The following is a 24042-nucleotide window of genomic DNA, read 5'->3' as shown; positions in this document are numbered from 1 at the left end:
GCCCACGCTGTCACCGTGCTCGCTCGCCTTGCGCACAGAAAGCAATCCTAACAGACCTGCACACGCGTTCCAGCAATACGCGACGATTCCATCTTGACTCGGGCCAGATGGCTGGCAGGTGGCCGGTCGTGGACGACGGGGGGTGCCGGCTGGGGTTGGCCGTGCGCCAGTACGGGCTGCCGGCTTCGGCTGGACCTTGTTGCGCCCCATCGAGCGTGGCGCCATCGTCGCGGCCATGCGTCGCCGTCCTGGCTCAACTTCCCTTCAAAGGAGGCGGTATTCCGTCTCCACGGTCTCCGGCAACCTGGGTCGGGTCCTCAACCTGGGTGGGGTCCTCAACCTGGGTGGGGTCCTCAACCTGGGTCGGGTCCTCAGGCTGGGTGGGGTCCTCAACCTGGGTCGGGTCCTCAACCTGGGTCGGGTCCTCAACCTGGGTCGGGTCCTCAGGCTCGCGCCATGCTTGGCCTTGCTCGCCGGCCTGCCGCTCCTGACCGGGTGCGGGCACCCGGCGAGCCGCGACGAGTGCGAGGCCATCTTCCGGAGGAGCGCCGAGATCGAGCTCCGGGCGCAGAACGTCGTCGACCCGAAGATCGTCGAGGAGCGCACGGCGGCGGTGCGGGACGCCCGCGGCAAGGAGCTCATCGACAGGTGCGTCGGGCGCCGCATCACCGATGCTGCGATGGTGTGCGTCCGGCAGGCAACGACCCCGGAGCAGGTCGATAAGTGTCTGGAGTGACGCGCCCCGCGACCCGCGCCGACGTCCTGGCAACCCTGGCGATCGTCCTGCTGGTGCTCGGTATCCTTGTGGGGCGCGCCGCGCTCCGCCGCGCCGCTCCACGCCCGTCCGCCGAGGCGTGCGCCGCGCTCCTCGAACGGTACGTCGAGCTCGTCCTGCGCGCGGCCAACCCCGAGCCCGCTGCCTCCCAGGTGGCCGAGAGGACCGCGATGGCGCGCGCGGCCGCCGGGGAGCGCGGCTTCGTCCGCTGCGAGGCCGACCTCACGCAGGCGGAGGTGGCGTGCGCCCTCCAGGCGGGAACTGCGGACGACCTGGAGCGCTGTCTGCCCTGACGCGACCCGCGAGCGGTCCTCGGAGGACCAGCCCCGACATGCTCCCCCACCGCGGAGACGGTGAAGGAGCGGCGGAGGACGGGCGGAGGACGGGGGAAGAACGGCGGAAGGACGTGAAGGGACGCCGGCGCGCTGCGAATCGTTCCGGGCGCGCCGCGCTGTGATAGTCTCGGCCGTGGCGAGCGCTCCCCGCTGGCGCGATCTCCTCACCTCCCCACCCTCGGATTGCCTGTCGTGAAAGCCCCGTCGCCCTTGCTCGGCTTCAACAACAACGTCCGGCACAAGGGGCGGTTGTTCCACATACAGACTGAGGACTCGGGCATTCGCCATCCTCACATCATCACGCACCTCTTCGCCGACGGCGGGCGCATCCTCAAGACCACGAAGACCTCGTACGCGGAGCACGTCGGTCAGGCCTCGCTCGCGGAGACGGTTCGCGGCCTCATGAAGGAGCAGCACAAGGCGATGTTCATCGCCCTGCGCGACGGTCACTTCGACTACCTCTTCGACGACACCGCCGCCCCGCCTGTGTCCGCAGCCGCCGTGTCCGCAGGCGCCGTGTCCGCAGGCGCCGCCCCCGCCCCGCCGCATCCGGAGGCGAGCAAGCCCGCGCGGGCGTCGTCGCCCTCGTCGCCCGAGGTGACGGGCGCGCCGAAGCCGCCCCCGCCGTCCCTGCCCCTCACGCCGCCCGCCGTGCCCGAGGCGTCGCCGCGCCCGAAGCCGGCAGCCGCGCCGACGCCGGCGCCCAGGCCCGCCGCGCAGCCCGCGAGGCCAGCGGCCGCGCCCCTCGCCACGGCGCCGCGCGCCCCCGCGGCCGAGCCGGCGCCCGCTTCGGCCAGCGGGCGCCCCCGGCTCGAGCTCGATCCCGTCGCGCTCCAGGCGCTCGGCGGCGGGCGCGCGGCCAGCCCGCTCGCCGGCAGGGCCGTACGCCCGGCGTCGCCCGCGGAGATCAAGCCCGAACAACCGTCCATCGATCTCGATCTCGACGCGCTGGAGCGCGCCGCAGCCGAGGCACAGACGCCGTTCTTTCAGCAGATCCAGGACCTCCCGCCGCCGCCTGCGTCGGTGATCGGGCGGCGGGCGGAGTCCGCGGCCTCCGGCGCCGGGGTCTACAGCAATGTCCACCCCGAGCAACCCGTCGCGCCGACCGCGCCCCAGGTCGCGGTCGAGCATTTCTCGGGCGGCCCTGGCTCCGGCCGCTACGCGGCCTCGCGCCCGGCCAGCATCTTCGCGACGAACCGGCCGGCGGAGGGCGCCTCGATCTTCGGTGAGGACCTGATCAGCGAGAAATCGCTCGACGAGGTGATCCTCAGCTACCTCGCGGAAGATCTCGACAGCCCCCCGGAGAAGAAATAGCCGGGCCGCCGCCTGGCGTGGCGGACGCGTGGAGCAGGTGCGTGGGGGGCAGCGTGGAGCGGGTGGGCAGGCGGATCGGCAAGCAGGTCGACCGAGCGGTGGTCATCTGGTGAGACCCGATCCGACCGCAGAGGACGCCGAACGACAGCGTCGCAGGGGCGCGACCGTGGCCCGCATCTGGCTGCGGCCGATGTCGTATCTCCTGGGCGTCAGCGTCGCGACCCTCGCCGTCGTCCACCTGCTCGACGTCGCGCGGCACGAGAACGCGCACCTCTCGCTCTGGGAGGTGTTCGCGCGCATGTCGCCGAGCGACGCCGAGCACATCATGGGCGGCATCGGCGAGGTCATCGCCGCCATCCTCGGCATCGTCATCACGGTCGCGTCCATCATCGTGCAGCTCGCCGCGAACCGTTACACGCCGCGGATCACCGAGATGTTCTTCCGCGACCGGACGAACATGCTCGTGATGGGCTTCTTCGTCGTCAGCGCGGTGTTCTCGCTGTGGGTCAACTTCTCGATCCGCGTCGGCGGGGGCGGCTCGACCGAGGACGTCTTCGTCCCCGCCTACGGCGTCCTCGTCACGATGGGGCTGCTCACCGCGAGCCTGCTCATGATGGCGCCCTACTTCGGGTACGTGTTCGACTTCGTCGAGCCCGACAACGTGGTCCGGCGGATCAAGACGAGCGGCGTCGAGCAGGCGCTGCGCCCCGCGGGCGGAGAGGACGAGGCCGAGGTCGACGAGCGGCGGGTGACGGCGCTCTCGTCGCTGGAGCAGCTCGCCGACGTGGCGCTCAACGCGATCGACCAGAAGGACAAGGGGATCGCGTCGAAGACGATCGACTCGCTGTCGGAGCTCGTCGTCGCGTACCTGCCCCACAAGGCGACGCTCGATCCGCGCTGGTTCCAGATCCGCGATCGCCTCGCGAAGGACACCGACTTCGTGAGCATGAACGCCGAGGCGCTCGGCAAGCTGTCGACCGCGCGGACCTGGCTCGAGTACAAGGCGCTCCGCCAGTTCTTGATGGTCTACCGCGAGGCGCTCACGGCGATGCCCGACCTCATCACGCGCATCGCCATCGACACGCGCTACATCGGGCAGACCGCCATCGCCGCTGGAGACCGGGCGGCCGTCGCGGTCGTCGTGAAGTTCTTCAACACGTACATGCGCAGGTCGCTCAACGCGAAGGACATCGCCGCGGCCTACAACAACCTGAACCAGTACCGCTACCTCGCGGAGGAGCTGCTCAAGGCGGGGTGGGGGGATCAGGTCCTCGAGATCGCGCGTCATTTCAAGTACTACGCGCAGACGGCGCACGCGATGGGGCTCGCGTTCCTGACCGAGACCGTCGCGTTCGATCTCTGCGTGGTCAACGAGCGCGCGTACGACCTGCACGCACCTGCCCGGGACGAGCTGCTCCAGCTCTTCCTCGAGGTGGACAAGGAAGCGGAGCTCGATCAGCAGGAGCCGTCGCTCCGCGGCGTCCGCAAGGCACAGGTCAAGCTCGCCACGTACTACCTGCAGAAGGGGGAGGAGGCGCTCGCGCGGAAGATCTACCGCGACATGCGCGACGAGCGGCCCGACAGGCTGCGCTCTATCCGCGCGGAGCTCCTGGCCGTGACGAGCAACGAGTTCTGGGAGATCAACGACCGGGGCGCCGTGTTCGAGTACATCGAGCCCGAGCGGCGCCAGCTCATCCACCGCTTCTTCGAGTGGTTCCCGGCGACGACGATGCGGGAGCCGATCCGCGAGGAGCACACGCAGGAGTGAGCGAGGCGTGAGCGGCGCCCTCTCGGTGAGGCGGGACCCAGTCCACGCAGGCTGGATCTGCGTCGGGCATCGACGCGGTGATTCCTGCGGCGCGCGGGCGGCGGTAGGATCGGGCATGCCTTGCTTGCACCCTCTCCACCCCGAGCAGGAGGGCTAGCCTCGACGGAGTCGAGATCGAGCGCTGCACACAACGAGATGCCCGCCTCCCGCCCGCGTCGCAAGAACGCCGAGTCCGATCCGCCGCCGGAGCTGTTCGCCGGCAAGTACCGGCTCATCCGGATGCTGGGCAAGGGCGGGATGGGGGAGGTGTGGCTCGCCGAGGAGGGGCCTCCCGACCTCCGGCGTCACGTCGCGCTGAAGCGGCTGGTCCCGAGGCCAGGGCTCGGCGAGAGCGCGAGGGAGTCGTTCTTCGCCGAGGCCCTTGTGATCGCGCGGCTCGATCACCCGAACGTCGTCCGGCTCGTCGAGTTCGGGGAATTCGAGGGCTCGGTGTACCTCGCGCTCGACTACATCGACGGCCCCGCCCTCGATCGCGTGCTCAGGAAGGTGGGCGCGTTCTCGCCGCGCGCCGTGGCCTACATCGGCCGGGAGATGGCGAGGGCGCTCGAGGCGGTGCACAGCCTGTGCGAGGACGAAGGGCAGAGCTACGCGGTCGTCCACCGCGACGTCTCGCCGTCCAACATCCTGCTCGGGCGGGATGGCCGCGTCTGCCTGACCGACTTCGGCGTCGCGCGGATACCGGGCCTCGCGGACGAGCAGTCCGAGAGCAGCGTGTTCAAGGGGAAGCTCCCGTACATGCCTCCGGAGCAGGCGCGCGGGGAGCCGTTCGACGGGCGCGCGGACGTGTTCTCCCTGGGGATCACGCTCCTGGAGGCGCTGCTCGGCAGCCGGGTGCGCAAGGCCGAGACGCAGAGGCAGCTGATCATGGGCGTCGCGTCGCTGCCGATCCCTCGCGCGCGCGAGCTCCTGCCCGACCTGAGCGCGCGGCTCTCGGATGCGCTCGACGCGGCGACCGAGTTCTCCATCGAGAAGCGGATCGCCAGCGCGGGCAAGCTGGCGGGCGATCTGGAGCAGGTGCTCCGCGACATGGGCCACGGAGCCGAGGACGAGGCCCGGAGCGAGCTGAAGGAGCACGTGGAGGCCTGCATCGCGAGGACGGGCTCGCTGAGCGGCGCCGGTTACCGGGCCTCACCGTCGCTCCCTCCGGAGAGCGCGCCGAGACAGAGCTCGCCGGGCCTCGGGCGAAAGGCGCCGGCGGTCGGGACCACGTCCGCTGACCGTAGGTCGGTCCGCCCCTCATCGCCCGATGGACGGCACAGCGTTCCTGCGGCGGGCCGCAGCGACGCCCCGCTCCCTCTCGGCGCCGCGACGGGCTCGCTCTCGGTGCAGTACCTCGATTTCGACGGCCCGGACGATGTTCCGCAGCGCCCGCGCCTGCACGCGATGGCGACCACGCCCGAGGGGGAGCTCCAGCGAGGGCTGGCCCCGGCCCAGGCTGCGAACGGCGTTGCTTCCACGGCGAGCAGGCCGCCCGTTGCGAGCAGGCCATCCGGAGCGAGCACGCCGCCCGCCGCGGGCAGGCCGCCCGGAGCGAGCACGCCGCCCGGAGCGAGCACGCCGCCGGCAGGCAGGCCGCCTGGAGCGAGCGCGCCGCTGGCAGGCAGCGGGCCGCTCGCGGTGCCGGCGGTGCACGCCGGCGGGGAGGTGGCGCCCGGTGAGGATCCCGTGTCGACCGGGCTCAGCGCCGAGCAGCTGAGGCGCAAGCGGACGATCTTCTATGCAGGGCTGTTCGTGCTCGGGACACTGGCGACGATCCGCCTGATCTTCGTTTCCTCCTGCTAGCCTGCACCCCGCTTCACGGAGGAACCGAAACCGTCGGATAGGCGACGTGATCAACGCCGACGTCGTCCACGGTGGTCGTCTCGAAGGTCCAGAGCCCGCCGGGTGGAATGTCGGCGGCCGCGCTGCTCGTCGCCATGCCGAGCGGCCGTCCGACTCGATTCACCGGGAAGACCGTTATCGTGGCATCGCTCACCGCCACATCGAGTCGGTTCTCGAGCGTGCCCGTGTAGGCGCTCCCGGCGCCCCTGCCGACGGTCTTCACCTCGCTGACGGCGACGGCATCGACAGGGACCACGTCCACGGTGAAGGCCGGAAACCTGTGCTTCAGATACCCCAGCTCCTCGATCACCAGGTCACCGGGGAGATCCGCTGAGCCGGTCATCGCGATCTCGCCCGGGGCGATGCAGGGGATCATCACGCCAGAGCCGTCGTCCAGCCGATAGAGCCGGCCGCTGAGCAAGCTACCGCCCCAGGTTGTCACGAGCTGATCGGCCCTGTCGATGAAGTACGACATCAGGCCGGCGTCGCAGGACGCGGTCTCCCCGTCATTTCTGACCGCGGCGTAGAGCTCGGGGCCCGTCGCCCCCTGCACCAGGGTGAAGGCAACCAGCTTGAGCCCAGCCCCGTCCTCGTCCGTGTCGGTGCTGGACAGGCCCTCCGGCACGAAATGCAGGCCCTCGCCGGGGTCCCCGCCCATGCCGGGTCCGCTCCCGCCGTTGCCCGCCCCATCATCGGGGGGGCTCGCCGAGCATGCGAGAGGGAGGACAAGAGCGACAGCCCCGATGACGATCAAGGACCTCGATTGCATCGTTGTGCAGAGGGCGAGGGGCAGGGGCCAGAAATGACCGCCCTGGCCGCATGACCCGATTGGCGTGATGGCCCTCACGTTGGGTGATGCGGCGCGTTGCCGACGAATGACACGAGGCTTGGAATGCCATGGTTGGACATTTGAGAACCTACTGGATTCGTGAGGCCCGTGCGCTCGCGCATGAAGCGCCGGCCTCTCGCGGCCGAGCGAGCTCTCGTCAAGCACTCTATGGCCCTGAGCGTGCCGCCGCGCCGCGTCGCAATGACGCGCTTGGCGGCCCCCGCAGTGGCCCGCGCGCGTCGCTGTTCCACAGCGAACTCGGCGTCCGCGCGCCAATCGGGCAGCTTCACGAGATCGAAGAGAGCATCAGGGCGTCGCTCGTACGCCGGCGTTTCACTATCACGTCTCCAGAGGAAGCGTTCTGCAAGACGCGCGTGATCTCGCGGATGGCGACCCTCGGGCCGATCCATCACTTTTGATCCGCTCCCATGATCACTCCGGTGCGGACCGGGAATAGTGAGGTCATGCGAACGTTACGGCAACTATCGTACATTGGTACGACAACATTTTTCACCTCATTGACCTTCCTCGCCGGGTGCACCGGCGAGATAGCGCCCGGCGAGGGTGGGATCACCGGCGGCGGGGAGACCTCCGGCAGCGGGAGCGGCAGCACCGGTTCGGGGGGCACGGACGAACCCGACAACGGTCCCCCCGAGAAGTGCATCCCCGGCGTCCCTATCACGTCCCAGATCCCCCGGCTGCTGAACCGGCAGTACGACAACACGGTGCGGGATCTCCTTGGCGTCACCAGCGTCGACAGCAAGCTGCCGTCCGAGCAGCTCGTCGACGACTTCGACGGCCCGATGACCCCCGACGCGTGGCGGCTCTATCAAGAGGTTGCCGAGAAGATCGCCAAGGCGGTGATGGCTGGGCAGAACAAGTCCAAGTTCATCAGCTGCGACCCTGCGGCGGCCGGCTGCTTGGAGCAGACCATCAAGACCTTCGGCCGCAAGGCGTTCCGTCGCCCACTGACCGATCTGGAGGTGGCGCGATTCCAGAAGCTGGGCCAGATCACGCCGGCAGGAACGCCCGCCGAGGTCGCCGAGGCAACGCTGGTCGGCTTCCTCGTGTCGCCCTCGTTCCTCATGCTCCCCGAGCTGGCGACCGACGCGGATGCGTCCGGCCAGGGCATCAAGCTGTCCAGCTACGAGGTGGCGACGAAGCTCTCGTACTTGCTCTGGGGCTCCGCTCCGGATGAGGTGCTGAGCGCGGCCGCCGACAACGGCGAGCTCCAGACCAAGGAGCAGATTCTGGCCCAGGCGCAGCGAATGATCGATGTGCGCGAGAAGACGGGGCCGCTCGTGACAGCGTTCCACCGCAACTGGGCGCAGATGAACAATGGAAACGCCCACTGGTGGAAGATGGATCACGACACCGAGACGTATCCGTTGTACTCCGACGCCGCCAAGCCCAGCTGGCAGGCAGAGCTCGACGCCTTCTTCGAGGACGTCGCGTTCGAGGGCGGCTCGTTCGACGATCTCCTCCTCAGCAATGTCGCCTTCGTCAACAAGGACAACGCGGCGATCTACGGGCTCGATCCTGCGAGCTACGGCGCCGAGCTGACCAAGGTGGAGCTGGACGCCAACGTGCGGCCGGGCTTCCTGACGCGCGTCGGGTTCTTGAGCTCCTACGCGGGCTACGACGCCACGAGCCCGATCCTGCGAGGCGCGTTCATCTCGGTGTATCTGCTCGGTGTCAATCCGGGTCCGCCCATCCCCGGCGCCACCATGCAGACCGTTACCGGCGACTTCGCGACGCAACGCGCGAGGATCGAAAAGCTGACGGAGCCGTCTAGCTGCAAAGGCTGCCACTCGGTCATCAATCCTCCGGGATTCGTGATGGAAGGCTTCGACGGCATCGGAAAATTGCAGACGACCGATCCTCTCGGTGGTGCGATCGACGCGAGCGTCACGACGAACACCATCGACTTCGGCGACGGCAACGTGAAGGAGATCTCCTCTCCGCTCGCGCTCATGCAGGAGATCGCTCAGCTTCATAAGGCCAAGCAGCTCTACGCCGAGTCGTGGGTCTCCTATGCCTTCGGGCGGGATCCGAACGGGAAAGATAAGTGCGTCGTCGATCAGATCGACATGAAGCTGTCCGAGGGTGGCTACAGCATCCTCAACCTGCTGGCCGATCTCACTCAAGCGGATTCGTTCCGCGTGCGCGTCCGCGAAACGCCGTGAAAGCTGAGGAAACTTGACCATGAGCAAGCAACTGAACCGCAGAATCTTCCTTCGTGGCCTGGGCGGAGCCGCCCTGGCTGCGCCGTTCCTCAGCTCCGTGTGGGAGCGCGACGCAAAGGCCCAGTCCGCTTCGGGTGGTGGGAAAGCGCTCATCGTGATGTTCACCCACTATGGGTGCGTCACGAACAAGTGGTTCCCCACGAAGACCCAGGGGGAGCTCACGGCTGCTGACCTCCAGTCGACGAGCCTCGCGTCCCTCGCTCCCTACGCGAAGAAGCTCCTCATGCCGCGCGGCATCCGCTCGATGAACGAGTGGACCTCCAACATGAAGCGTGGACAGGGGAACGACTCCCACACGCAGATCGTGGGGTCGTTCTTCACCTGCCAGCCGGTCACCCCGAACAGCAACGACCCGTTCAGCTTCAACCAGGCGACGAAGTTCAACGCGAAGCCCGTCGGTCCCTCGCTGGATCACGTCATGGCCCAGCAGCTCAGCCCGCAGGGCACGCCGTTGCTCATCGCCACGGCTGGCCAGAATGACAACTCTCAGTCGGCGATCTCCTACTCCGCCGCCGAGACCATCTTCAGGGGCCTCAACGCGTCGCAGGCCTTCAGCAGCCTCACGGGCCTCTTCCAGTCGGGGCAGCCGATGAATCCGGACACCTACGCGGCGCTCCGCGGCAAGAGCATCCTCGACCTCGTGAAGGATGATCTGCAGACGCTCGAGCGGTTCGACATGAGCCAGGCCGACAAGCGCAAGCTCGCAGCCTGGAAGGAGCTCCTCAACCAGACAGGGACCGTGGTGGCCTCCGCGCAGTGCAGCGAGGAGCTCGGCGCGATGCTCGGCGCGACCTCCGCGAACGCCTCCAAGGCGTCGTCGGGCGGCCTGGGCGTCGACGTCCTCACGACCAAGGTCTCCGGCGATCTGGATGGCGCGGACATCAGCTCGGCCATCGCGGCGCTCGCGGCGGCCTGCAACGCGAACCCCGTCATTTTCCTGAAGTACCCGGGAAACTACAACTTCAAGGGGCTCGGCATCACGATGGAGTCGCACTCCCTCTCGCACCGCCTCGACAACGCCGGCATGACCGGCAGCTGCCTGCCCAACGCGCTCGAGTGGCTCGTCAAGGTGGACACCTATTACGCGCAGAAGTTCGCGAAGCTCGTCGGAATGCTCGACAGCATCCCCCAGGGGAACGGGCAGACGGTCCTCGACACCAGCGTCGCCATCTGGTTCAACGAGATGTCGGACGGCAACGCGCACAACCTCAACAACGCTCCGATCATCCAGGCCGGCAGCGGCGGCGGCTACTTCAAGACCGGTCAGATCATCAACGTTGACCCCGCGTCGACGCCGACGAACGGCAACAGCGAGTCGCAGTGCGCCAACGGCAGCGGCCAGGTCAACGGGATCAACCAGGGCACCGGGACCGATTCGAAGGTCGGCAACGCGCCGATCAACAAGTACTTCTGCAACATCATGAACGCCATGGGCGTGAAGGCGGGCGCGGACGGCTTCCCTGCGAAGGGGGGCTCCGCGGAGGTGACCAAGTTCGGCTATTCCGACAAGACGGAGGAGTTCATCGGTGGCAAGGGCGCAGTCGCCGGCGCCTCGATCAAGAATCCGGGCGGGTTCACGGAGCTCAAGGCCTGACCACTCCCGGAGCCAGGCCCTGAACACCCCGACGAGCTCGGGTCCAAAGACCCCTTCCTACCGAAGGGGTCTTTGCGCTTGTGCGCCGCCGGCGATCGCAAGCATCACGAAATCGCTGCTCTCTGTGATGTGTCTCACGTCGCGACTCCGCGCTGTCCAACGATGGCGGGCAGCGATAGGCTGGGCATCTCTTCTCATGTTCATGCTGGCGAAGCGTCTCCTCCTCCCTGCTGCCGTGCTCCTCCCGCTGGCCTGCTCGAGCGAGGCGAGCGACGGTGCCGGGGTGGGCGGGGACGCTGGTGACGACGCGATCGTCGTCCCTGAAGACCTCACCATCATGGCGCTCCCCGGCGGGAACGGCGTGCTCAACGTGATCGCGCTGACTCTCCGCAAAGGACCGACCAACACCGAGCTCTACGCCGCCTTGAGGAACGACGGGGATACCCCGGCATGCAGCGCGGCCCTCTCCGTCGAGCTCTACAACAAGGCTCAGCAGTCCGTGGCATCCGGGATCAACGGGTTGCTGACTCAGCATTTCTATCGCGTCACGGATGGCTCGGACGCGATCGCTGCGTGCGTGGGTCCGGGGGACGTGACCATGACCGCGGTGACGGACCTGCCCTCGGACATCGCGATCGAAGATGTGGGGTACGTCGTCTACCGGTGCCCCTACTTTGCTCTCGACGTCGTTCCCATCGATGGCCTCACCGCCAGCGACGTGAAGGCCGTGACGGGCGGCGCCGGCACCGTGTACACGGGCACGCTCTTCAACGGGCTCGACGTGGCGGTGAGCGACCCCTCTGTCACGGTCTTCTCGGTCAATCGCGTCGGGCGTCCGCTCGGCGTCGCGATCGCCACCGGCACAGTCCAGATTCCGCCGGGTGGCAGCTGGGACTTCGAGACGAACACCGTGGACATGCCCGGCGCTGATCAAGCCGCATATCCGGCAGGCGCGATGGGAAAGAAGTGAACCATCCGACGGGTCGCTCGGCTATCCCCTGACACGATGCGCCCGTGGGGCGCCGCGACCCGTCGGCGGCTACTCGCGAAGCCCGGCTACTCCTGCGCGCCGTCGGCGATCCACTGCGTGATCGCTTCGATGTAGTCGGGGGGGATGCACTTGGCATCGTCATCGTTGACGCACTCGAGGGGCATTCGCGGAGTTCCGCCGCACGGCCCCTTCAAGATCTTGATGAGCGCGCTCTCTTCCGGATTTTCGGTATTGATGAGATCGCCGCAATGCTCGGTTACGTGGGAGCTCACCCTCATGTGAAGCTCTCCGTCGACCATCAAGTTCAGGGGGTTCATATCGTCGTTATGGCAACCCGCCCCGAAACAAGCGTTTTGTATGACGAACTGGAACGTCTCGAACGTCGGCGCTTGCCCGCTGCCGCTGCCGGTCGAGCCGCCGTCGCCACCGGTGCTCGCGCTGGTCGAGCCAGCCCCGCCCGAGCCGCCGGACCCGACCGCGCTCGAGGTAGACACACTGGCGCTCGTGCTTCCGGCATCCGTGCCGCCGGCGCCTCCAGCGCCGGTGTCGTCAGGGTCGTCGGAGCAGCCTGAGAGCGGTGACAGGACGGCGACGAATGCTGCCGCGATGAAGCTTGAGAATCGAAGTTTCATGGTTCACGACGAGGATGGTGAGAGAGAAGGTTTAGCTCTCGTTCCCGTGGATCGAAGCAAAGGGCTTCGAGCTTCGGATTGCAGAGGCGACGCGCGATCTGCGTCGCCCGTAGGCAAGAGCTGCGCGAGACGTGGAACGTCCTCTTGTGCGGGTAGAATGAGCAAATGCCATCCGAAAATCAAGCGATTCGTGGAGGCCATCGCCCGAGCTCGGTTGCTTGGCTCGGTCCGGCGCGATTCGCGTCGGGAGGGGCGAAGAGCTCCAGGCGCGATCCGAAAGTCAAGCTCCTCGAAGTGGCTCTCCAGAAGTGGGCCTCCCATCGTACAGCCATGCTGGACGCGCCGGTCGACCTGAAAACCGGCTTGTGCTCAGCGCCCGGGCGCAGCCATCCTGCTCGGCGAGATCCCGCACTCTTTCGACAAGGAACTCCCCGTGACCGCCGCTTCGCTCTTCGAATTGGCAGTGCAGTTTCATCGGGCCGGGCAGGTCGATCGCGCAGAGCTCCTCTATCGCGGCGCGCTCGAGCAAGCGCCCGGGCATGGCGACGCGCTGCTTCTTCTCAGCGTGATCACCGTCCAATCCGGTCGGCTCGCGGAGGCCGCCGCGCTCCTCGAGCGAGCCGTCGGCGTCGCCCCGAACAACGCCCTCTACCTGTCGCATCTCGGCGACGTGTATCGCTGCCTCGGCCGGAGACCCCAGGCGGTCGCCGTGTTGCTCATGGCCGTCGCTCGGAAGCCCGACTTCGCCGAAGCGGTGTTCAACCTCGCTCTCACGTTCGAGGAGCAAGGGGACCTGGGCGCGGCGGCCGCATGCTACGAGCGCGCCCGTGATCTCGAACCTGGGCTATTGCAGGCGGGCGAGCGCCTCGCGAGCCTGAGGGACCAGCGGGGAGCATCCGCCGCCGGGGTCGGTCCGGCGGCGGCGCGCAGCCCTGAGTCGAGCTTGAGCGCTTCCGATGCCCTGGCGGCCCTCGGCGAGACACTGCGCCTCGGCGGCCGGTCGGACGACGCCGCGGTCTGGTACCGCGTGGCGCTGAAGCTCAACCCGCGGATGGCCAATGCGTACACCGCGCTCGGCGCGATTCACGCGGACGCCGGCCGTTTCGACGAAGCGATCGACGATCTGCGTCGAGCGCTCGAGATCGATCGAAATTTTCATGTCGCGCGGGATTATCTCGCGGCCGCGCTCGGCGAGTCGGGGCTCCTCGACGAGTCTCAGGCGATGTACCGCGAAGCGGTCGCCCTGTGTCCCGACGACCCCGCCGCGCACAGCGCTCTTCTCTTCAACATGCCGTTCTGGCCGGACGTCACCGAGAGCGACATCCTCGCCGAGGCGCGCGCGTGGAATGCCCGGCATGCCCGCCCCCTCGCCGCGCAGGCTCCCGCTCACACGACCGATCGGTCGTCCGACCGGCGGCTCCGCATCGGTTACGTGTCACCCGACTTCCGAACCCACGTCCAGTCTCTCTTCACGATCCCGCTGTTCCAGAACCATGACCACCGGCAGTTCGAGATCTTCTTCTACTCGAGCACGGACAAGCCGGATGGCCTGACGGATCGCATTCGCGGTCATGCCGATGTTTTCCGCGAGGTCGCGGCGCTGGACGACGCTGCCCTGGCCGAGGTCATCCGGCGGGATCAGATCGATATCCTGGTCGATCTCACCATGCATATGACCGACCGCCGCGTCCTTGTCTTTGCCCGCCGGCCGGCTCCCCTTCAGGTGTGCTGGCTGGCGTACCCCGGGACGACGGGCCTCGAATCGATGGACTATCGCGTGTCCGATCCCTTCCTCGATCCCCCCGGTGCAAACACGGACGTTTACACGGAGGAGACCCTTCGGCTCCCCGACTCCTTCTGGTGCTACGACCCGCTCACCGACGTGCCCGACGTGAGCGCTCTCCCCGCGCTCGCGGAGGGGAGGGTCAACTTCGGCTGCCTGAACCACTTCAGGAAGGTGAATGAAGGGGTGCTTCGTGTCTGGACGAGGGTGCTGGCCGCTGTGCCCCGGTCGCGGCTCACGCTCATGGCGCCGCGGGGAAGGGCGCGGGACCGGGTGCGCTCGATCTTCGAGGAAGGGGGCGTCCAGCGCGATCGGATCGAGTTCGTCGATCGGTGCGGGCGGCTCGACTATCTGCGAAGGTACCGCGAGATCGACATCTGTCTCGATACGTTCCCTTCCAACGGCCACACAACGAGCCTCGACGCGCTGTGGATGGGCGTCCCGGTGGTGACCCTCGCAGGTGAAACCGTGGTCGGCCGCGCCGGCGTCTGCCAGGCGATGAACCTGGGCCTGCCGGAGCTCATCGCGACGACGCCGGAACACTACGTTCAGGCCGCTACCTCGCTCGCGGAGAACCTCGAGCACCTGGGCGAGCTTCGCCGAACGCTGCGCGATCGCATGAAGCAGTCGCCGCTCATGGACGGCCCGCGCTTCGCCCGCAATCTCGAGTCGATCTACCGCGACATCTGGCGCCGTTTCTGCGCTCGAGCCTGAGGCGAGGGCCGCTCGACGAACGCGGCTGGCCGGGGCCCGCGTTGGAATCATGCGCAGGGGGATCAGCGCGACGCAGGCCGGGGATTGTCACATCATGAGAACGCTGCGGCAACTAGCGTACATTGGTACGGCAACATTTTGACGTCATCAACTTTTCTCGCTGGTTGCACTGGCGAAATAGCACCCGGTGAACCTGGGGTCTCCTCCAGTGGCGGGGAGACCTCTGGCAGCGGTACGGGGGGCGGGCCGGTGGAGCCGGACCCAGGCGACCCGGATGTCTGCACTCCCGGCATCTGGGCGACGTCCCAGGTCCCGCGCCTCTTGAACCGGGAGTACGACGCGGTGGTGAGGGATCTGCTCGGCGTGACGAACGTGCCGAACGCTCCCACGGGCAACCCGTCCTCGCTCCTCGTGTCCGACTTCGAGGGCAGCATGACGGACATCGCCTGGAACTCCTACCTCGTGGCTGCCGAGAGCATCGCCGCCGAGGTGATGGCGGGGGAGAACAAGTCCAGGTTCATTGCCTGCGATCCGGCGGCGGTCGCGTGCCTCGAGTCGACGATCCGCGATTTCGGCCGCAAGGCTTTCGCTTACCTCGTCGGTCGGCTCGACAGCATCGATGAGGGCGAGGGGAAGCTCCTCGACAACACCGCGACGGCATGGTTCCAGGAAGACTCCGACGGCAACAGCCACAACCTCAACAACCTGCCGATCTTCCAGGCAGGGAGCTGCGGCGGCTACTTCAAGACGGGTCAGGCGGTGAACGTCGAAGGTGGCAAGGCTGACCTGGCCGTCTCGGTGAAGCGTTGAGCGAGGCCAGGGGTGTCTTCCGGGTGGGAGGTGCTGCGGGGCGCGCAGGACGAGCCAATTCGTTTGAAAATCAAGCGGTTTGTGGCGGCTATCCTCGCAACCAGGTGTGATGCACGCACCGATTGGCATTCATGCACGATGACCTCAAGCCCCATGTCAACTGTCAGAAGTGCTTGCAAATGCCGTCGCTCTGGGGCGCTCCGTCGAGCGCCGGAGTCGCGCGCGGCTGCACGGCGCCATCGGGCACAGCCGAGCACGTCGGGCATGGCGAGGATGCGATGTGGCCCGGCGCGAGCAGGGTGGGTACCCTTCGCCCATGCGCGATCCCTTCCTCGTGCCCCCCGGTCCGCTCGTCGATGTCGCCTGGCTCGCGGCGCACGCGGGCGATCCCCGCGTCCGCGTCGTCGATTGCCGCTGGTACCTCGGCGGTCGCCGCGGCGCCGACGAGTACGCCCGCGGGCACATCCCGGGCGCCGTGCACATCGACGTCGACGCCGATCTCTCCAGCCCGGCGCGCGGCGGACCAGGCCGCCACCCGCTGCCCGACGCGGCGGCGTTCGCGCGCGTCCTCGCCCGCATCGGGGTCGTCCCGGGCTCGGTGGTCGTCGGCTACGACGACGCCGGGGGCGCCATCGCCGCCCGTCTCTGGTGGCTGCTGCGCTACTTCGGTCATCCAGGGGGGCGCGTGCTCGACGGGGGACTCCAGGCGTGGACCTCCGCGGGATACCCCCTCTCGACCGCGGCACCCGCGATCGCGGAAGCGCCCGCCATGGATCTCGCCGCCGGCGGCGCCCCGGTCGCCGACAAGGCGGCTGTCGACAGGCTGCGCCGCGATTCCGCGGCGGTGATCCTCGATGCGCGCGCCCGCGAGCGCTACGAGGGGCAGACCGAGCCCGTCGATGCCCGCCCGGGCCACATCCCCGGCGCCCGCTCGGCCCCCTTCGTCGAGAACCTCAGCGGCCCCGGGGGCGCCTTCCGCGAGCGCGCGGAGCTCGAGCGGCGCTACCGCGACCTCGGCGCGCTCGATGCGGCCACCGTGGTCTGCTACTGCGGCTCAGGCGTCACCGCCTGCCACGATCTGCTCGCCCTGATGACGCTCGGCCGCGAGGACGCGATCCTCTACGAGGGGTCCTGGAGCGATTGGGCCCGCGACGCCGCCCTGCCCGCGGCCAGCGGCCCCGAGCCCTGAGCGGCGTCAAGCGAGCGCGCGGCCGACGGTGGCCTCGATCGTCTCGCGCAGGTAGCGCGCGGCGAGCGCGACCGTGCGCGCCGCGCTCTCCGGCGTCGGCTGGAGCGCCGGCGCGACCTCCATGACGTCGCCGCCGATCAGGCCGACCTCGCGCCCGAGCCGGCGGATGAGCGCCACGACGAACTCGGGCGACAGGCCGTCCGGCTCCGGCGTCCCCGTGGCGTCGGCGTACGCGGCGTCCGTGCCGTCGATGTCGTTCGAGAAATACACGCCCTCGACGCCGGTGCTCTTCACGTGGGCCACGATGGTGTCGAGCGCCGCCGCCGGATCGGCGCGGCACTCGGCCGCCCAGAACTGCCGCACGCCGTAGCGGCTCTCCCAGTGCTCGCGCGGCTTCTGCGACGCGCGGACCCCCACCTGCGTCAGCCGGCCGCCCCGCCCGACCAGCTCGTTCGCGTGGTACGACCACGTGGCGAAGCAGTACGCGACCCCGAGCCGCTCCTCGAGGAGATCGGTGTGCGCGTCCGGCTGGACGATGCCCCACGGGCGCTTCCGCGCGCGGGCGAGCGCGCGCGCGGCCGGCAAGGCCGTGGAGTGATCGCCGCCGAGCACGATGGGAGCGACGCCCGGGTTGATCGAGAAGACGAGATCGAGCGCGCGCTCCGCGATGGAGAGCGGCGAGACCGGCAGCCGCGACGCCGCGGGCTCGGGCACGCCAGGGTAGAGCGCGCGGCGCGACGCGGCCTTCTGCGCCTCCGAGAGCATGTCGTCGTGCAGGAGCTGCGGCACGACGAACACGTCGCCGATGTCGACGAGCCCGACCTCGCGCGCCCGCTCGGGGAAGTCCGGGGAGGCGTCGAGGAGCGCGGTCCGGATGGCCTGCGGGCCCATGTTGGAGCCGCGGAGGAAGCCCGCGCCGACGTCGGAGGGCACGCCGAGCAAGACGGCGCGCGCGCCGGCGATGCGGTCGAGCGACGCGCGGAACCGCGCGAGGACCTCCTCCTCGGTCGCGGCGCCGTAGAGCCGCCGCTGGACCTCGAGCTGCTGCGCGCGGCCGGTCGAGACGAGGTAGAGGCCTCCGGCCGCCGGGCGCAGCAGGAGCGCGAGCTCTTCTTGCGGGGTCATGCCCGACGAGGGTACGCCCCCCTCAGGGGTCCGCCAGCGAAAGGGCGGACGCAGGGAGAGGGAAGCGCTCGGCCGCGAGGTGAGGGACCGGCGCGCTCATCGCCGCGGGCCAGCTGGCGCCGCACGCGACGACCCGGAGCGCGCGCAGCACCCCTGCGTGCGCGACAAGGAGGTGCGGATGCGCGCGGGACGCGACGTCCGCGCCGGCCGAGCCGTCCACGCCGCGCGGGGCGCCGATCTCGCGCCAGAACGACCGCACCCTGGACTCGACCTCGAGCGCCGACTCGCCCCCGGGCGGCCCGACGCGCTCCCAGCCGTCGAGCCACGCGGCGTACGCGGCCGGGTCGTCGCGCTCGACGTCCGAGAAGGCGCGCCCCTCCCACGCGCCGTAGGAGATCTCGAGCAGGCGATCGTCGATCGCGCGCGGCACCCCGAGGCGCGCCGCGAGCTCGGCGGCCGGGAGCGCGCAGCGGGAGAGCGGCGACGACCAGACCACGCCGGGGCGGACGCAGAGCTCGCGGAGCGCGCGCTCGATCGCGGCCGCTGCAGCCTCGGGGGGGAGCTCCGCGGCGACGTCGAGGCGGCCGTAGCAGACGCCGGAGAGCGCGACGGGGGCGTGGCGGAAGGCGATGAGGCCGTGGGTGAGGGGATCCACGCGCGCCCGCGGCTCAGCCGCCCCGCACGAGCGCGAGGGCGAGCAGCGCGGCGCACTCGGCGATCTGCTGCGCAGCGCCCAGGAAGTCGCCCGTGAGCCCGCCGGCGCGGGCGTGGAAGCGGAAGCCGCAGATCGCCGAGGCGGCGGCCGCCGCGACGAGCATGCCCGCCGCCTCGGCCGCCGTGAGGGCCCCGGCGGCGTGCGCCGCGGCGAGCGCGAGCGCCGGCCAGAGCGAGCCGAGCAGCGCCTGCGGGAGCGCCGCCTGCGCCACCGGGCGGCTGCGCGAGCCGCTCTGGGTCACGTAGGGCAGCGCGACCATCAGCCAGATCGGCGGGGTGCGCGAGAGGCACTGCGTCAGCACGAGGGCGACGGGCGCCGCGGCGTCGAGCCGCGCGAGCAGGGCGACGCGCAGCACGAGGACCACGACGAGCGCCGCCGCGCCGAACGCGCCGATGCGGCTGTCCTTGAGGATCTCGAAGATCCGCGCGCGATCGAGCGCGCCGCCGAGCGCGTCGGCCGTGTCCGCGAGGCCGTCCTCGTGGAACGCCCCGGTCAGCAGCAGCCCGAGGGCCACGGTGACGCTCGCCGCGACGAGCGCGCCGCTCCGATCGACGAGCAGCCACACCGCGGCCTGGACGGCGCCGAGCGCGGCGCCCACGAACGGGAACCAGGCAGAGGCCCAGCGCCAGTCCGCCTCGGCGTAGGGGAAGCCGCCGACCGGGACGCGCGTGAGGAAGGTCGCCGCTGCGCGGGCGCCGCGCAGCACCGGCGGCGTCGTCATGGAGTCCCGGGCCGCGCGCGATCCGGCACGCTCGCGCTCGCGAACGTCGCCATGCCGGCGTGGAGGGCGCAGGCCGCGTCGAGGAGGGGCAGCGCGGCCAGCGCCGCGCTCGCCTCACCGAGCCGCATCCCGAGGTCCAGCAACGGGCGCGCGTCGAGCGCCGCGAGGACGTGGGCGTGGCCGCGCTCGGCCGAGCGGTGGGCGAAGATCATGCCCGACCGCGCCTCGGCGCATATCCGGACGAGCGCGAGCGCCGCCGTCGAGACGATGAAGCCGTCGACGAGCACCGCCATGCGCCGCTCGATCGCCCGCGCCATGGCGCCCACCAGCGCGGCGATCTCCTTCCCGCCGACCGCCTGCACGACGCGGTGCGGGTCGGTGCGCTGGACGCCCGAGACCTCCCGCGCGCGTCGCGTCGCGTCGCGCACGACCTCGATCTTGCGCGACAGCGCGTCGCCGGAGACGCCGGTCCCCGCCCCGACGACGTCCTCCGGCGCGATCCCGAGGAGCAGCGCCGTGATGGCCGCCGCCGCCGTCGTGTTGCCGATGCCCATGTCGCCGAGCAGGACGACGCGCGTGTCGCCGCCGAGCGCGTCGATCTCCGCGGCGCCCGCGCGGAGCGCGCGCTCGTAGACAGCCTCCGAGAGCGCGTCCTCGATCCGCAGGTCGCCGATGGGATCGTCGGCGACCGGATCGCGCCGCAGCCGCGCGCCGTCGCCGCCGTCGACGCCCTCGTACGGGTGGGCGACCCCGACGTCCACGACCCGCAGATCGACACCGAGGTTCCGGCAGAGGACGCTGGCGGCGGCGCCGCCGCGCACGAAGTTCGCCACCATCGCCGCCGTGACCTCTGGCGGGTACGCCGACACGCCGTGCCGGGCGACGGGGTGATCGGCGGCGAAGAGCACCGCCGCCGCTGGCCGGCTCGCGGGCGCCCCGCCCTGGATGCCGGCGAGCGCCACGGCGAGATCCTCGAGCACGCCGAGGCTGCCGCGCGGCTTGGTCAGCGTGTCTTGCCGCGCCCGCGCCGCGCTCACCGCGCTCGCGTCGAGCTCCGGGAAGACCCAGTGAGGCGAGAGAGCCATGTCCGGGTTCTCTACTCCGACACGCCGGCGAGCGGGCACGGCGCTGCGGACTCCTTACAGAAACAGGAGTCCTTCGGTCCTATCGGTGGAGCTGAGGGGGATCGAACCCCTGACCTCATGACTGCCAGTCATGCGCTCTCCCAGCTGAGCTACAGCCCCGGTCGTTGGGAGCGGCATATCTACAGCCTCTCGCACCGCTTGTCTCTACTTTTTTTCGACCGGCGCGCTTTTGTGTCCGAGGGCATCGGTTCGCGGCGAGCCGCCGGGCCGCGGCGGCGCTCAGAAGTTCATCAGCTTCGCCAGGTAGTACTTCATCGTCTCGGTCGTCCCGCCGCCGATGCGGAGGAGCCGCTGGTCGCGCCAGGCGCGCGCGATCGGGAAGTCCTCGATGTAGCCCCAGCCTCCGTGGAACTGCAGGCACGTGTCCACGACGTCGTTCGCCACGTCGCCGGCCAGGATCTTCGCCATGGAGATGAGCTTCACCGTGTCGAAGCTGATCGGCACCTTCCGCACGTACCGCTCGTCGTTGTAGTGGTCGACGCACTTGTAGGCGAACGCGCGCGCCGCCTCGCAGCGCGTGTACAGGTCCACGAGCTTGTGCTGCCACGACTCGCGCTTGATGATCGGCTTGCCGAACGCCACCCGCTCGCGACCGTACTCGACCGTGCCGTCGAGCGTCATGAACGAGCTCGCGATCGCGCTCACCGCAGCGACCAGCCGCTCGGTCTGGAAGTTCTGCATCAGGTACGCGAAGCCCTGATCGGGCTCGCCGAGCAGGTAGCGCCCCGGCACCCGCACGTCCTCCAGGAAGAGCTCCGCTGTGTCCGAGGACTTGTTGCCGATCTTCTTCAGCTTCTTCGCGACGTTGAAGCCGCGGAGCGCCGTCGGCACGAGGAAGAACGAGCAGCCGTGGGCGCCCCTGTCCGGCGACGTCTTGGCGAGCAGCGTCACGAAATCCGCGCGCGTCCCGTTCGTGATGAACGTCTTCTGCCCGTTCAGCACGTAATCATCGCCGTCCTTGCGCGCGATCGTCCGGATCCCGGCCACGTCGCTGCCGGCCGCCGGCTCGGAGACGCCCAGCGCGGCGATCTTGTCGCCCGCGAGCGCCGGCTTGAGGAACTCCTCGATCTGCTCCTTCGTGCCGATGTCGCTGATCACCGGGGTCGCCATGTCGCTCTGCACGAGCAGCCCCATCGAGACCCCCGCCATCGTGCAGCGCACGAGCTCCTCGGCCTTGGCCGCCGAGAACCAGTAGTCGAGCCCGGCGCCGCCGTGCTCCTCCGGGAAGTGCGCGCCCAGGATCCCGAGCTCGCCGGCGCGCTTGAACACCCAGCTGGGAAAGCACTCCGACGACTCCCACTCCTCCACATGAGGGGCGAGCTCCTTCTCTGCGAAGGCCCGCACCGTCTTCCTGAACTGCTGATGTTCTTCCGTGAACGGCTGCCACATCGCGAACCCCTCCTCGCCGGCACGACCGAGATGATTCGTACACGAAACATTTTCCAGCGCAAGCGCTGCCCCTCCGCGCTTCTGCCGCGCCTGGTCCGCCGAACGGGCCGCGCGGAGCCCCATGGAAAACGAGGGCCGATGGCGCGGCGCGCGACCGTGCAGGCCGCGGCGCGAGCGGCGCGGGCGTCGCGAGCGTCAGAAGAACCGCCGAAGAGCGAAAAATGAATCGGCGCGCGCATCCATCCACGCAGTCTGCCGGCTCTGCTAGCCTCCGGGCCACATGCGACTCCTCGTCCTGTCCCGCAACGCGTCCCTCTATTCGACGAGCCGGATCGTGCTCGCGGGGCGCGCGCGTGGTCACGACGTCAGCGTCATCGATCCGCTCGATTTCCAGATCGTCGTGTCGCGCGGCCGCCCGTCGTTGCTCGTCGGTGGTTCGGCGGTGCCCCGCTTCGACATCGTGATCCCGCGCATCGGCGCCAGCATCACGAACTACGGCCTCGCCGTCGTCCGTCAGTTCGATCTCATGGGCGTCCCCGTCCTGAACGGCGCCGTCTCGATCGCGAGGAGCCGCGACAAGCTGCGCGCGCTCCAGCTGCTCACGCGCCGCAAGCTCAACGTGCCGATCACCGTGTGCGCCCGGAGCCCGGCCGGCGTCGAGGCGGCGCTCTCGCTCGTCGGCGGCTGCCCCGCGATCGTGAAGCTCCAGCAGGGGACCCAGGGCATCGGCACCATGCTCGCCGAGACGCCCCACGCCGTGCACGCGTTGCTCGAGACGTTCTGGGCCATGGGCCAGGACATCGTGCTCCAGGAGTACGTGCGCGAGTCGAAGGGGCGCGACATCCGGGTCATCGTCGTCGGCGGCCGCGTGGTCGCCTCGATGCGCCGCGTCGCCAAGCCGGGGGAGTTCCGCTCGAACCTCCACCGCGGCGGCAAGGGCGACCGGGTGAAGCTGCCGCGCGCCTACCGGAGCGTCGCGATGCGCGCCGCGAAGGCGATGGGCCTAGAGGTCGCCGGCGTCGACATGCTCGAGGCGCGCTCCGGGCCCAAGATCCTCGAGATCAACAGCTCGCCCGGCCTGGAGGGGATCGAGCGCGCGAGCGGCGTCGACGTCGCGGGCGCGATCATCAGCTACGCCGAGCGGTACGCGGCGGAGCAGCGCGGCCTCAGCCGCCGCACGCTCGAGGCGCGGATCGCCGAGGTGATCCACGACGAGCGCATGCCGGCGCCGCGGCGGCTGAGCCGCGCGGCGGCGGAGAACGGGGCGGGCGCGAGCCGCGGGAAGGCCGCGGCGCTCACCGGCGGGAGGGGCGCGCGGAGGGCCCTCTCGTGACCTTGCGGGTCGAGGCGGCCGGCGATGCGGTCGTCCTGACCATCGATCGTCCCGAGCGCAGGAACGCCATCGACAGCGACTTCGCGGGCCGCCTCGGCGAGGCGATCCGCCGTGCCAGCGCCGACCCGCGCGTGCGCGGCGTCGTGCTCACCGCGACGAGCAGCGACGTCTTCGTGGCGGGCGGCGACATCCGCGAGCTCCACGCGCTCGCCGCCGGCGGCGCGGAGGGGGGCGACGTCCTCCGGCTGTTCGAGGGCCTCGCGGCCTTCGAGGAGAGCGAGGTGCCGATCGTCGCCGCCGTGCAGGGCGACGCGCTGGGCGGCGGCTGCGAGCTCTTGCTGCTCTGCGATTTCGTCGTCGTCGAGGAGCACGCCGCGCTCTCGTTCCGGCACGTCAAGATGGGCCTGTCCCCGGCCTGGGGCGGGCTGACGCGGCTCTGCGAGCGGGTGGGGCCGCTCGCGGCGGCGCGGCTGCTCCTGACGGCGGAGAGGATCGACGCCGCCGAGGCGCTCCGCGTCGGCCTCGTGAGCGAGGTCGTCCCCACCGGCGCGGCGCGGAGCCGGGCGATCGCGCAGGTCGGCCGCATCGCCGAGGGGCCGCGCGCGTCGGTCGCGGCCATGAAGCGGTCCCTGCACAAGGTGCGCGAGGCGCTGCGCGCCTCCGCCGCCGAGGTCGAGCGACGGGCGTTCGCCGAGCAGTGGAACGGCCCGGAGCACCGGCGCGCGATGGATGCGTTCCTGAGCAAGAAGTGAC

General features: G+C 69.9%; 20 protein-coding genes and 1 tRNA gene. 13 read left to right on the top strand and 8 right to left on the bottom strand.

What is annotated here, in order from left to right:
* The first annotated feature begins 235 nt into the window (after window positions 1–235).
* From WMF45_RS37870 to WMF45_RS37850, 5 genes are all read left to right on the top strand, one after another.
* On the top strand, window positions 236–736 hold the full coding sequence (locus WMF45_RS37870; protein WP_437710764.1) for a hypothetical protein: 501 nt from the start codon (window positions 236–238) through the stop codon (window positions 734–736).
* Window positions 733–1068, top strand: a complete 336-nt coding sequence (locus WMF45_RS37865; protein ID WP_437710762.1) for a hypothetical protein — start codon at window positions 733–735, stop codon at window positions 1066–1068. The genes WMF45_RS37870 and WMF45_RS37865 overlap by 4 nt, the downstream gene beginning before the upstream one ends.
* Window positions 1069–1302: 234 nt before the next feature.
* Window positions 1303–2424, top strand: coding sequence for a hypothetical protein (locus WMF45_RS37860; protein ID WP_437710760.1), 1122 nt, complete (start codon window positions 1303–1305; stop codon window positions 2422–2424).
* Between the two features lie 166 nt (window positions 2425–2590).
* Window positions 2591–4192 (top strand): DUF2254 family protein, encoded by a 1602-nt coding sequence (locus WMF45_RS37855; protein WP_437710758.1) that lies wholly within the window; start codon window positions 2591–2593, stop codon window positions 4190–4192.
* Window positions 4193–4387: 195 nt separating this feature from the next.
* Window positions 4388–6034 carry a serine/threonine protein kinase gene (locus tag WMF45_RS37850; RefSeq protein ID WP_437710756.1) on the top strand — a complete coding sequence of 549 codons (1647 nt, stop codon included), beginning with the start codon at window positions 4388–4390 and terminating at the stop codon, window positions 6032–6034.
* A 13-nt stretch (window positions 6035–6047) separates the two neighbouring features.
* Here the strand turns inward: WMF45_RS37850 and WMF45_RS37845 are convergent, their stop codons facing one another.
* Window positions 6048–6731 (bottom strand): FxLYD domain-containing protein, encoded by a 684-nt coding sequence (locus WMF45_RS37845; RefSeq protein ID WP_437710754.1) that lies wholly within the window; start codon window positions 6729–6731, stop codon window positions 6048–6050.
* 599 nt (window positions 6732–7330) lie between these two features.
* Between WMF45_RS37845 and WMF45_RS37840 the strand changes: the two genes are divergently transcribed.
* The 3 genes from WMF45_RS37840 (at window position 7331) to WMF45_RS37830 (ending at window position 11712) form a co-directional block, all read left to right on the top strand.
* Complete coding sequence (locus tag WMF45_RS37840; protein WP_437710753.1) at window positions 7331–9088, top strand: DUF1592 domain-containing protein; 1758 nt, start codon at window positions 7331–7333, stop codon at window positions 9086–9088.
* Between the two features lie 19 nt (window positions 9089–9107).
* The gene (locus WMF45_RS37835; RefSeq protein WP_437710751.1) at window positions 9108–10742 is read left to right on the top strand and encodes a DUF1552 domain-containing protein; all 1635 of its coding nucleotides are present in this window, start codon (window positions 9108–9110) and stop codon (window positions 10740–10742) included.
* A 202-nt stretch (window positions 10743–10944) separates the two neighbouring features.
* Window positions 10945–11712, top strand: coding sequence for a hypothetical protein (locus WMF45_RS37830; RefSeq protein ID WP_437710749.1), 768 nt, complete (start codon window positions 10945–10947; stop codon window positions 11710–11712).
* 86 nt (window positions 11713–11798) lie between these two features.
* Here the strand turns inward: WMF45_RS37830 and WMF45_RS37825 are convergent, their stop codons facing one another.
* Window positions 11799–12227, bottom strand: coding sequence for a hypothetical protein (locus WMF45_RS37825; protein WP_437710747.1), 429 nt, complete (start codon window positions 12225–12227; stop codon window positions 11799–11801).
* Between the two features lie 571 nt (window positions 12228–12798).
* On the opposite strand from WMF45_RS37825, the gene WMF45_RS37820 reads away from it, so the two are divergent.
* The 3 genes from WMF45_RS37820 (at window position 12799) to WMF45_RS37810 (ending at window position 16861) form a co-directional block, all read left to right on the top strand.
* Window positions 12799–14862 carry an O-linked N-acetylglucosamine transferase family protein gene (locus tag WMF45_RS37820; RefSeq protein WP_437710745.1) on the top strand — a complete coding sequence of 688 codons (2064 nt, stop codon included), beginning with the start codon at window positions 12799–12801 and terminating at the stop codon, window positions 14860–14862.
* Window positions 14863–15111: 249 nt separating this feature from the next.
* Entirely contained in the window at window positions 15112–15672 is a 561-nt protein-coding gene (locus WMF45_RS37815; protein ID WP_437710743.1) for a hypothetical protein, read from the top strand.
* A 316-nt stretch (window positions 15673–15988) separates the two neighbouring features.
* Complete coding sequence (locus WMF45_RS37810) at window positions 15989–16861, top strand: sulfurtransferase (protein WP_437710741.1); 873 nt, start codon at window positions 15989–15991, stop codon at window positions 16859–16861.
* A gap of 6 nt (window positions 16862–16867) precedes the next feature.
* Here the strand turns inward: WMF45_RS37810 and WMF45_RS37805 are convergent, their stop codons facing one another.
* From WMF45_RS37805 to WMF45_RS37780, 6 genes are all read right to left on the bottom strand, one after another.
* Entirely contained in the window at window positions 16868–17986 is a 1119-nt protein-coding gene (locus WMF45_RS37805; RefSeq protein ID WP_437710739.1) for an arginase family protein, read from the bottom strand.
* Window positions 17987–18008: 22 nt separating this feature from the next.
* Complete coding sequence (locus WMF45_RS37800) at window positions 18009–18641, bottom strand: histidine phosphatase family protein (protein WP_437710737.1); 633 nt, start codon at window positions 18639–18641, stop codon at window positions 18009–18011.
* Between the two features lie 13 nt (window positions 18642–18654).
* Window positions 18655–19422 carry an adenosylcobinamide-GDP ribazoletransferase gene (locus WMF45_RS37795; RefSeq protein ID WP_437710735.1) on the bottom strand — a complete coding sequence of 256 codons (768 nt, stop codon included), beginning with the start codon at window positions 19420–19422 and terminating at the stop codon, window positions 18655–18657.
* Window positions 19419–20507 carry a nicotinate-nucleotide--dimethylbenzimidazole phosphoribosyltransferase gene (gene cobT, locus WMF45_RS37790; protein ID WP_437710733.1) on the bottom strand — a complete coding sequence of 363 codons (1089 nt, stop codon included), beginning with the start codon at window positions 20505–20507 and terminating at the stop codon, window positions 19419–19421. The genes WMF45_RS37795 and cobT overlap by 4 nt, the downstream gene beginning before the upstream one ends.
* Window positions 20508–20593: 86 nt before the next feature.
* A tRNA-Ala gene (locus WMF45_RS37785) sits at window positions 20594–20666 on the bottom strand.
* Between the two features lie 120 nt (window positions 20667–20786).
* Window positions 20787–21956 (bottom strand): acyl-CoA dehydrogenase family protein, encoded by a 1170-nt coding sequence (locus WMF45_RS37780; RefSeq protein WP_437710731.1) that lies wholly within the window; start codon window positions 21954–21956, stop codon window positions 20787–20789.
* Between the two features lie 280 nt (window positions 21957–22236).
* Here WMF45_RS37780 and WMF45_RS37775 point away from each other — a divergent pair, with 280 nt between their 5' ends.
* Window positions 22237–23289, top strand: a complete 1053-nt coding sequence (locus WMF45_RS37775) for a RimK family alpha-L-glutamate ligase (protein WP_437710729.1) — start codon at window positions 22237–22239, stop codon at window positions 23287–23289.
* Window positions 23286–24041, top strand: coding sequence for an enoyl-CoA hydratase/isomerase family protein (locus tag WMF45_RS37770; protein ID WP_437710727.1), 756 nt, complete (start codon window positions 23286–23288; stop codon window positions 24039–24041). Before WMF45_RS37775 ends, WMF45_RS37770 begins: the two co-directional genes overlap by 4 nt.
* Window position 24042 lies beyond the last annotated feature (1 nt).

Source organism: Sorangium sp. So ce448 (assembly GCF_051520915.1).
Lineage (GTDB): Bacteria > Myxococcota_A > Polyangia > Polyangiales > Polyangiaceae > Sorangium > Sorangium cellulosum_B.
This window is presented reverse-complemented; position numbering and strand designations above follow the sequence as displayed.